The organism is Paraburkholderia sejongensis, assembly GCF_020880815.1.
GTDB lineage: Bacteria > Pseudomonadota > Gammaproteobacteria > Burkholderiales > Burkholderiaceae > Paraburkholderia > Paraburkholderia sejongensis.
In genome coordinates this window covers 1-8,801 of sequence record NZ_JAJITD010000041.1, presented here as the reverse complement: position 1 = coordinate 8,801, position 8,801 = coordinate 1, and the positions used below count along the sequence as shown (strand labels likewise).

General features: G+C 59.3%; 7 protein-coding genes. 2 read left to right on the top strand and 5 right to left on the bottom strand.

The window, feature by feature from the left end:
- Positions 1 to 278: 278 nt before the first annotated feature.
- From LJ656_RS34725 to LJ656_RS34710, 4 genes are all read right to left on the bottom strand, one after another.
- Positions 279 to 1,118: a hybrid sensor histidine kinase/response regulator gene (locus tag LJ656_RS34725; RefSeq protein WP_230513939.1), complete on the bottom strand. Its 840-nt coding sequence runs from the start codon at positions 1,116 to 1,118 to the stop codon at positions 279 to 281.
- Positions 1,119 to 1,215: 97 nt separating this feature from the next.
- The gene (locus tag LJ656_RS35065) at positions 1,216 to 4,059 is read right to left on the bottom strand and encodes a chemotaxis protein CheB (RefSeq protein ID WP_230513938.1); all 2,844 of its coding nucleotides are present in this window, start codon (positions 4,057 to 4,059) and stop codon (positions 1,216 to 1,218) included.
- Positions 4,060 to 4,156: 97 nt separating this feature from the next.
- Positions 4,157 to 4,378 carry a ribbon-helix-helix domain-containing protein gene (locus LJ656_RS34715; protein ID WP_230513937.1) on the bottom strand — a complete coding sequence of 74 codons (222 nt, stop codon included), beginning with the start codon at positions 4,376 to 4,378 and terminating at the stop codon, positions 4,157 to 4,159.
- A gap of 188 nt (positions 4,379 to 4,566) precedes the next feature.
- Positions 4,567 to 4,923: a response regulator gene (locus LJ656_RS34710; RefSeq protein WP_230513936.1), complete on the bottom strand. Its 357-nt coding sequence runs from the start codon at positions 4,921 to 4,923 to the stop codon at positions 4,567 to 4,569.
- A 272-nt stretch (positions 4,924 to 5,195) separates the two neighbouring features.
- Here LJ656_RS34710 and LJ656_RS34705 point away from each other — a divergent pair, with 272 nt between their 5' ends.
- Complete coding sequence (locus tag LJ656_RS34705) at positions 5,196 to 5,999, top strand: alpha/beta fold hydrolase (RefSeq protein ID WP_230513935.1); 804 nt, start codon at positions 5,196 to 5,198, stop codon at positions 5,997 to 5,999.
- Positions 5,999 to 7,549: a hybrid sensor histidine kinase/response regulator gene (locus LJ656_RS34700; RefSeq protein ID WP_230513934.1), complete on the top strand. Its 1,551-nt coding sequence runs from the start codon at positions 5,999 to 6,001 to the stop codon at positions 7,547 to 7,549. The genes LJ656_RS34705 and LJ656_RS34700 overlap by 1 nt, the downstream gene beginning before the upstream one ends.
- Before the next feature lie 186 nt (positions 7,550 to 7,735).
- On the opposite strand, the gene LJ656_RS34695 is transcribed toward LJ656_RS34700, so the two are convergent.
- Positions 7,736 to 8,452 (bottom strand): DUF4145 domain-containing protein, encoded by a 717-nt coding sequence (locus LJ656_RS34695; protein WP_230513933.1) that lies wholly within the window; start codon positions 8,450 to 8,452, stop codon positions 7,736 to 7,738.
- Positions 8,453 to 8,801 lie beyond the last annotated feature (349 nt).

The window sequence follows — 8,801 nt, the reverse complement described above, 5'->3', positions numbered from 1 at the left end:
CTGAGGGGCTTCTTGCGCTCGCGATGCTCGAATAGCGCAAGCTCGACGCATCTAACTTGCTTGGGCCGACCGTCAACCTCGCCCTCAGCCGCGAAAATTGCGTTTCCACACGCCCTCGGCCAGAAGCGGTCGGTGGGGCATTCCGGAGTTCGGTCGCTAAAACGACAGATTAACAGCGGACAACGGTCATTCGCGCTTTTCCAGCGCCCGGAGCGTCTTGCGGCTGCCTTTAGCAATTACGCGTGTAAGGAGCTAGCGTCGGCAGTATTCCAAGCTCGCTATCGATCGCCGCGAGAAGTCGCGATCAACTCATTCAAGCGACTCAGCCCGGCCGGTTTGACCAAATAGTGATCGAAGCCCGCTTGCCTCGCACGCTCGCGATGATCTTCTCCCGCATAGCCGCTGACTGCGATCAACACGGTATGTGCAAGGCCGGCGATAGCGCGTATCCGGTGTGCGATCTCGTAGCCATCCATGTCGGGCAGGCCAATATCGAGCAGGATTACGCCAGGCCGAAATTCCGTCGCATACTGTAATGCGGCTGGACCGTTGCTGGCGACCTTCACCTCGTGTCCTTCGAGCTGCAATATCATCGCGGTGCTGTCTGCGGCGTCGGCGTTGTCGTCGACAACGAGAATTTTGTGTGTCACGGTCAGCGCGGTGTCACCTGTTACGTCCTCCGACAGCGGCTGCGGCACAATCAAACCATGTGGTGCCGGCAGCCGGATAACGAAGGTGCTGCCTCGGCCAAGACCAGGGCTAGAGGCATGGACGGTTCCGTGATGCAGCCCGACCAGCTTGTGCACCAGGGCGAGACCCAGTCCCAACCCTGCGGATGCACGGTCCAGCGGCCGCTCCGCCTGCACGAAGAGGGTAAAAATGGTCGGCAGGAAGTCTGCGGTCATACCGATGCCGTTGTCGGTCACTGTCAGGACGGCTTCCTCGCCGTTACGCACGAGCTTCAATTCAATGCGGCCGCCTGCGGGTGTGTATTTAGCTGCGTTACCGAGCAGATTGGTCACGATTTGCTCGAGACGGATTGCATCGCCCTCGATTGTCAGAGCCTGTGGCAATACGAGCGTCAGTTCGTGCTGACGTGCATCGATTTCCGCACGCATCGCTGCAACACTGTGCCGGACGAGTTCCGCAAAATCGACGGGCAGGACATTGAGTTTGATGATGCCGCGGGTGATGCGTGATACGTCCAGCAGGTCGTCAACCAGGCCAATCTCGTGTTCCAGTTGGCGTCGGGCAACGACACGCGCACGCTGTTGTGTTTCCGGATCGACGTTCGCACGCCCCCATACTTCGATTGCGTTGGCTATCGCTGCGAGGGGGGTTACGCAACTCATGCGCGAGCATCGCGAGAAAATCGTCCTTCTGATGATCGGCTGTTTCCAGACGTTGCACAGCGAGCTGATGCTCGGTGATGTCCTCAATGGTCAGGAGGATCTGCTCCTGCCCGCGGCCCACTACACGTGCGCCGTTCAGGCGCATCGTACGCATGCCGATGTTCGGAAAACTGTGTGTAATCAAGAAGTCTCGAACAACAGTCTGCCCGGGCAGAAGCTTTTCAAGCAGTTCACGCAGAGCCGGGATATTCCATTGCCCGTTGCCCAGCATATAAAGCAGTGCGCCGATCGTGTCGTAGGCGGCAGTCTGGAAGGTCTTGTAGAACGCATGGTTGGCTCGCGCCACGCGCAGATCCGATTCCAGCACGAGCAGCGGCTCAGCCATCGTGTCGATGATCGCGTCGGCGTAGTCGCGCGAAAGAACGACGTCGTCGTGAAGCAACCTGAGTTCGTGATTGCGGTAGCGCAACTCGTCGTTGGTGGTCGATAGTTCTTCGTTCAGCGACTGCAGTTCTTCCTTGGCGGTTTCCAGTTCTTCGTTGGTGCTCTGGAATTCCTCATTGCTCGATAGCAGTTCTTCCTCGCTGGATTTGAGCTCTTCGCGCGCGCTTTCGTGCTCTTCGAGCATGGTTCGGATCTGCGTGCGCATCGCGCCCAGTTCGGCGACAAGGCGCGCAATTTCTTCATCCCTCGGATCGTCACCTTTTGCAGCGACCCGGCCCAGCCGTCGAGCCAGCGCCTGCTGCAACAGCGCCTTGATGGGTGCCTGCCCGCGCGCGCCCAGACCGTTCGTGTCTGCTGTACCGCTCTCGAAAAAAATCAGGAACCAGCGCCCCTCGACGCCTGCCATCTGAACGGGATGAACTTCCACGTTCGATGTCTGCGGCCCGTTCGTACCTGGCATCCGCAGTCCTGTCCTGCGTATCGCGACACCGTCCTGCCGGACTTGCCGGATTGCTTCATTGACTGCGAGGAAAACTTCCGGCCGCGCCAGTCGCTGAAGATTGCTGGTAGGAGGGCCGCTGGGATTGACCAGAAACGCCGAGGTATCGCCGCGATACTCCACGATGTTCAGGTCGTCGTCGCAGAGTACGGAGGACGGCGCATACCGCGCGAGCGCAATGCGATCGACTTCGGATCGAAGCGACGACGCTTCGCGGGTCTCGGACCGGTTCTCCCGTACGCCTGCTGCCGGAGCAGCCAGAGGCGCAGCCCGTGACGAATTCAGCCGCACCTGTGCGGGCGGACCCAGCCTCGGCTTTTTGCTATACAGCTTGCTGCGCCTGTTTTCGATGACGCCAAAGAGCTCTGAAAATGCGCCTACCGTCTCCGACGGTCCGAGCATCAGGACGCCCTCGGGTCGCAATGCGTAGTGAAAGAGGGGCATCACGGTTCGCTGCGCGTGGGCACTCAGGTAGATCAACAGGTTCCGGCAACTCACCAGGTCCATCCGCGAGAATGGCGGATCACTCAGCACATCGTGGCGTGAGAAAGTACACAGGTCCCTGACCGTTTTATCCACGCAGTAATGCTCGCCATCGCGGACAAAAAACCGCTCCAACCGTTCTGCCGACACATTCCGGGCGATGTTTTCGATGTAGCGGCCAGCGCGCGCAGCCTCCAGCGCTTCGGTACTGATGTCGGTGCCGAATATCTGCACCGTCGTAATGGCGGACTGCTCGCCCAGATATTCGATCAGGCAGATTGCGATTGAGTAGACTTCTTCGCCAGTCGCGCATCCCGGGACCCAGATCCTGAACGGGGCGGTCGACTCCTTGCCCGCGACGAGTCGCGGAAAGACCGTTTGTGTCAACACTTCGAAGGTATCCGGATCCCGGAAAAACTCGGTCACCTGGATGAGCAGATCGCGGCCAAGCGCGAGCGTTTCGGCCGGATCGGATTCCAGCACGGTGACATAGTCCGCGACCGATGTGACCTGCCGCAATGCCATGCGGCGGGCGAGCCTGCGCTGTACCGTGCCATTCTTGTAGCGGCTGAAATCAATATTGCAGGCATGCCGGAGCATGCGGAACAGCGTCCGCAGACTGGCATCAGCGGGCTCGGGCGGGGCTCCCGTCGCGGCGTCAGGTACTGATCTCAGGTAGGGATGACGCCCAATTGCGATTATCTCTTTCGCGATCTCATGCGGTGCAAGCACGCGATCGACGCAGCCCAGACTGATAGCCGCATGCGGCATGCTGTTGAAGTGCGCCGTCGACTCGTCCTGGGCGAATGTGATGCCGCCTTCACGCTGGATCGCCTGCAGTCCCAGCGCGCCATCCGAACCACCGCCGGAGAGCACGATGCCAATGGCGTTGGAACCCTGATCCGCCCCGAAAGAGGCGAGCAGATCGTCGACGGGCATCGGCGGCCCGAGCAGTTCGTTGCGCGGTCGCAGCCGAATGCGGCGTTCTGCCACCGACATGCTCGTATTCGCAGGAATCACGTACAGATGGTCGACCTCGATGTCCATGCCCTCGGCGGCTTCGACCACCGGCATCGCTACGCGTTTGGCCAAAATCTCGGAAAGTATGCTGGGGCGGGACGGATCGAGATGCTGAACTACCAGAAACGCCATGCCGCTCGCGGCAGGAATGTCGGCCATGAGTTCGGAGATGGCCTCGAGCCCGCCCGCGGACGCGCCGATCCCGACGAGCGGGAAGGTAGATGACGTCGGTACACTCGACGCTGTCGCAGATTCGGTCACGTCGCCTCCAGCGATGCAATAGATGACCTGAGCCGTAGCTCACGCGCCACGAGTGCCGCGTTCAGCGCGCGGTGCTTGCGAGCAATTGTTGGTCTGCTCACCCGCCGCGGACCTTTCTACTCTCGGGCCAGCCGTCGAAAGTGGCTTTCATTTCGGCAGCCACGCTGCTGCGAGCTTCTTCCTGATCGATCCAGGCGATACGGGCTTGCCGGATGATCCAGCCACGCGAGCGGTCAAGCCGTGCGGCAAGCTCATCGACCTTTTCGGCCAGAGCGACGGGGACGTGAGAGGTGAGCACGCGCGTAGTCGCATCGGACATGACCTTTCCCTCCGTTTGCCGCTGTTGACGAGGACGCAGGTGCAACCGGAAGAATCGCTGCGGGTTGCGCCCGGCCAGCAGCCCCTGCAGATCGCCACCCGACGGGAATTATAGACGTGTTAATCACTCTGATTTGGAACGATTAACACGTGGCGGGGAGCGTCCCCAAGAGAGGTTTCGCAGCCTGGTCAAACGCTAGTCATCGCATGGATCACATCGATCAGATCGCCTGGTGATTGGCCCTTCTGGCAATATCCATCAAAACCGGCACTCACCCCCTTATCCCGAATCTCGCGTTCATCAAGTGCAGTGAAGGCCACAATAGCGACACCGCGTGTGGCAGGCAGCCGCCTGAATACTCGTGCCGTCGAAAATCCGTCATGCAGCGGCATATTGATGTCCAACACGATAACGTCTGGTGTCCAGTGCCGCATGGACTCCAGCGCCTGGACACTGCTTCCCGCAAACCGCGCGTCCATGGTTTCCTGTCCCAGCACGGCGGCCAGTGCCACACCTGAAGCCTCGTTATCGTCGACAACCAGCACGGCAAGTTCGCTGGCAGCAAATCTGACCGATCGTTTCGTCCATATGCCGCACCGGGCCATAAAATTTCTCGCGTTGTAGACTTAGGGTTACCGCTTGCCGTGCATGATGTATGCCCGGGCGACGAAACAAGCGGAGATGGCGCGTGGGCCGGCCATCGAAGCAGTATTCCTGCGCCTGGTGTCAGCAAAACGCGGGCTTGCCGGATATCCCCCGGAAGCGGGATATTTGTTGGTATAAATGCCCCCGGCCCAACTTCGTTTCAGGCGATTTTATGAACGTACAGAAGCGTAGCAACGTGCGTGTACGCGGCACCGGAAATGTAACGATGCTCTTCGCCCACGGCTTTGGTTGCGACCAGAACATGTGGCGACTGTTTGCACCCAGCTTCGAGGATCGATACCGCACGGTCATGTTCGACCTTGTCGGCAGCGGCGACTCGGACCTCTTCGCCTACGATCGATCCCGATACGATTCGCTGCATGGCTACGCAGACGATGTGCTGGACATCATCGACGAGACGGCATCTGGACCGGTCATTTTTGTGGGTCATTCGGTGAGCGCGACCATCGGCATGCTCGCGGCCATCAAGGCACCTGAGCGCTTCGCGGCGAACGTGATGATCGGCCCATCGCCTTCGTTCATCAACGACGGAAACTACGTGGGCGGATTCGAGCGCGAGGACATCGAAGAGCTGCTTGAAACCCTTGAGAACAATTACCTTGGATGGTCGAGCACGATGGCGCCGGCGATCATGGGTGCGCCCGGGCAGCCTGAACTCGCGCAAGAGCTGACCAACAGCTTTTGCCGTACCGACCCGGAGATCGCGAGGCATTTCGCACGCGTGACCTTTCTGGCAGATCATCGCGCTGATCTGCCGCGGGTTACAACCCCGACGCTAATCGTCCAGTCGAATGACGACCTGCTCGCGCCTTTATGCGTCGGCGAATACATGCACGACGCAATATCGGGCAGTGAGCTGAGCATCGTCAACAACGTCGGACATTGCCCGCAGCTGAGCGCACCGGGGGAAAGCAGATTGGCAACGGAAGCTTTTCTCACGAGGCTGGCGCTCTGATGGATGGCATTCGTCAATCGCTCCCTCCGATTCGTGACGCCTTTGAGCACGCGCCATGCGGACTGGTGACGACAACTGTCGATGGCACCATCGTGCGGGTGAACACGACGTTTTGCAGATGGACTGGCTTTGACGCACGGGAGCTACTGGATCAGCGCCGCATTCAGGATCTGTTGACGGTCGGCGGCAAGGTCTTTCATCAAACTCACTGGGCACCGCTTCTGCAGATGCAGGGGTCTGTTGCCGAGGTCAAGCTGGAATTCCGCCATGGTGACGGCCATAAGGTACCCATGCTGATTAACGCCGTCCGGCGCTCGATCGCGGATACCGAATTCGACGATTTTGCATGCGTAGTAGTCAGTGACCGCCACAAGTATGAGAAGGAACTGGTGCAAACGCGCCGGCAGGCCGAGGAAGCGCTTGAGGCAAAAAGCGTCGCCGAGCAGGCGTTGCAACTGGCAAGCAGGCACAAGGATGAGTTCCTCGCGACACTGGCTCACGAATTACGCAATCCACTGGCACCGATCCAGGCAGCTGTGCAGCTGTTTGCACAAAAGGAATTTTCCGACCAGCAGGTTATCTGGTCACGCGGAGTGCTCGAACGACAGGTCACCCACCTGGTGCGGCTCGTCGACGATCTGATGGACATCTCGCGTATTGCGGAAGGCAAGCTTGAACTGCGCAAGGAGCACATCGAACTGTCCGGCGTAATGCGGCAAGCCATCGAAGGTTCGCGAGATCTGTTGCGGGCGGAGTCGCATCGTTTCACTGCGATATTGCCGGACAACCCCGTCTATCTCGATGCCGATCCGGTGAGACTAATCCAGGTTGTCCAGAATCTGCTCAACAACGCAGCGAAATACACGCCCGCCGGAGGAGACATCGAGCTGGAAGTGCGGCGTGAAGATTGCGAGGCCGTCATTTCAGTCCGCGATAGTGGCATCGGAATTGCCGTCGCCAATCTCGAAACGCTCTTTACCATCTTCTCCCAGCTACCCTCTGGGCGGAAGCGATCGCAGGGTGGTCTGGGTATTGGCCTGTCTCTTGTTCGGGCGATGACGGAACGGCACGGCGGGACGGTGATTGCGTCGAGTCCCGGAATCAATCAGGGTAGCCAGTTCACTGTGCGTCTTCCGCTTTCAGCCGTCCAGACTGCTGCGCCCGAAGACGACGCGCCGGCTTTACCTACACCATGCGACGGACGTCGAATTTTGATCGTTGATGATAACGAGGACACGGCCGCCAGCCTTGCTGTGCTGCTGCAAGGCGACGGTTACGAAACGCGCACTGCAGTAAGTGGCCAGGATGCCTTGAATCTTGCGTCGGAGTTTCTGCCTGATGCATTTTTGCTCGACATCAGCCTGCCAGACATATCAGGCAACGATCTTGCCCGGAAACTGCGTACGGGCCCACGCGGAAGTGGTCTCCTGCTGATCGCACTCACCGGCTGGAGTCAGGAACAGGACCGGCAGACCGCGCTTGACGCGGGGTTTGATCATTACCTGCTGAAGCCTGTTGACTACGAGCGCATGCTTGCCCTTCTTAGATAGAAATCTGCCGACGAAGGACCGAACCGCTCCGGAAGCAGCCATTCATCTCCAAGCAGGCGACCGACCGGTGAGGGTCGACTGCCGCCGACCGCATCGGGCAGCGGTCGGGGCCATGCGCGGTCGATCGACCAATCCACGTAGATCGTCGACAATGCTGCGATCAGAGGCTACGAAACGGTCCGCGCCTCAAACCGGAGCATCCCCTTCAGCACGTCGGCGCTTCTGCTTCGCCGGGATCTGCGGCTTGAGCTTGCCAACCTGGCCGTCGAGAATAAAGTTCCGGTGGCAGAACGCCTCAACGATATCCATCATCGTCCCGAGCTGCTTTGGCTGCGGTTTCCAGCCCCGGTGTGCAGCGGCGCCGCCGGCATCGGCAAGCACAGCCAACGTCTCCTTCTCCGCTGCGCCCACTTTGCCAGCGGCGAAAAGATCTTCCAGCTTTTGCTGAAAAGTCTTCGCCGGGTCAACGCCCAGAAGTTCTGTCGCCCGGTCGAAGGCGGTTCTCATTCCTGTAGCGGAGAGAACCGCCAGATCGCCGTCGAGGCCCGAGTACACCTCATTAAGAATGCTGTGTAGATCAGTGTCTACGGAAAACAGCTCGTCCAACCACAAAGGACGGGTGCGTTTCAGGGCAGACGGCCAGTACGAATAGTCGACCTCGTATTCTGCCTGTGTATCACCGGCGGCGTCGTAGTAGTAGTTAATGTTTTCGGAGAAGACCTCAGCGCGCTGAACGTAGATGCTGTCGCAGCCCCGGCATTTCAGGATGCGATAGTCAACCTGGCCCCAGATAGGGTGGTCATCATGCTGCCATTTGTGTTCATATGCAGCAACGATATCAGCGTTTATCCCTGCCCCGCATTCGGGACAGTGTCCTTTGGTGATCTTCTCTACGGCGGGCATTCGTCCTCCTTTCTGGTTCGTTCTGCACGTAGCCGAGCGCACGGCGACGATTGGTTCGGCGGGCATTATATGGCCGCGTCGCGCCATGCAGATCACGCTGAAGTCTCACTCGGCGAGCGCGAACGTCCGCTTCAAGGGATACTGAACGTCGCTTACGGGTCGATTTATGCGTTTTGCATGGAAACCACCTCAGAGGCGATCACCGGGTTCGGCCATCGGGCGTTGGTCGGCCGAGCCTGTGTGAAAACGCAGTCATCGCCTAAACTGAATCAACTCATTGAGACTGGGTGACTCATGAAGCGATTCGTCGAAGGCGATGACCGCAAACAGGTCGCACTACTTCCCGAAT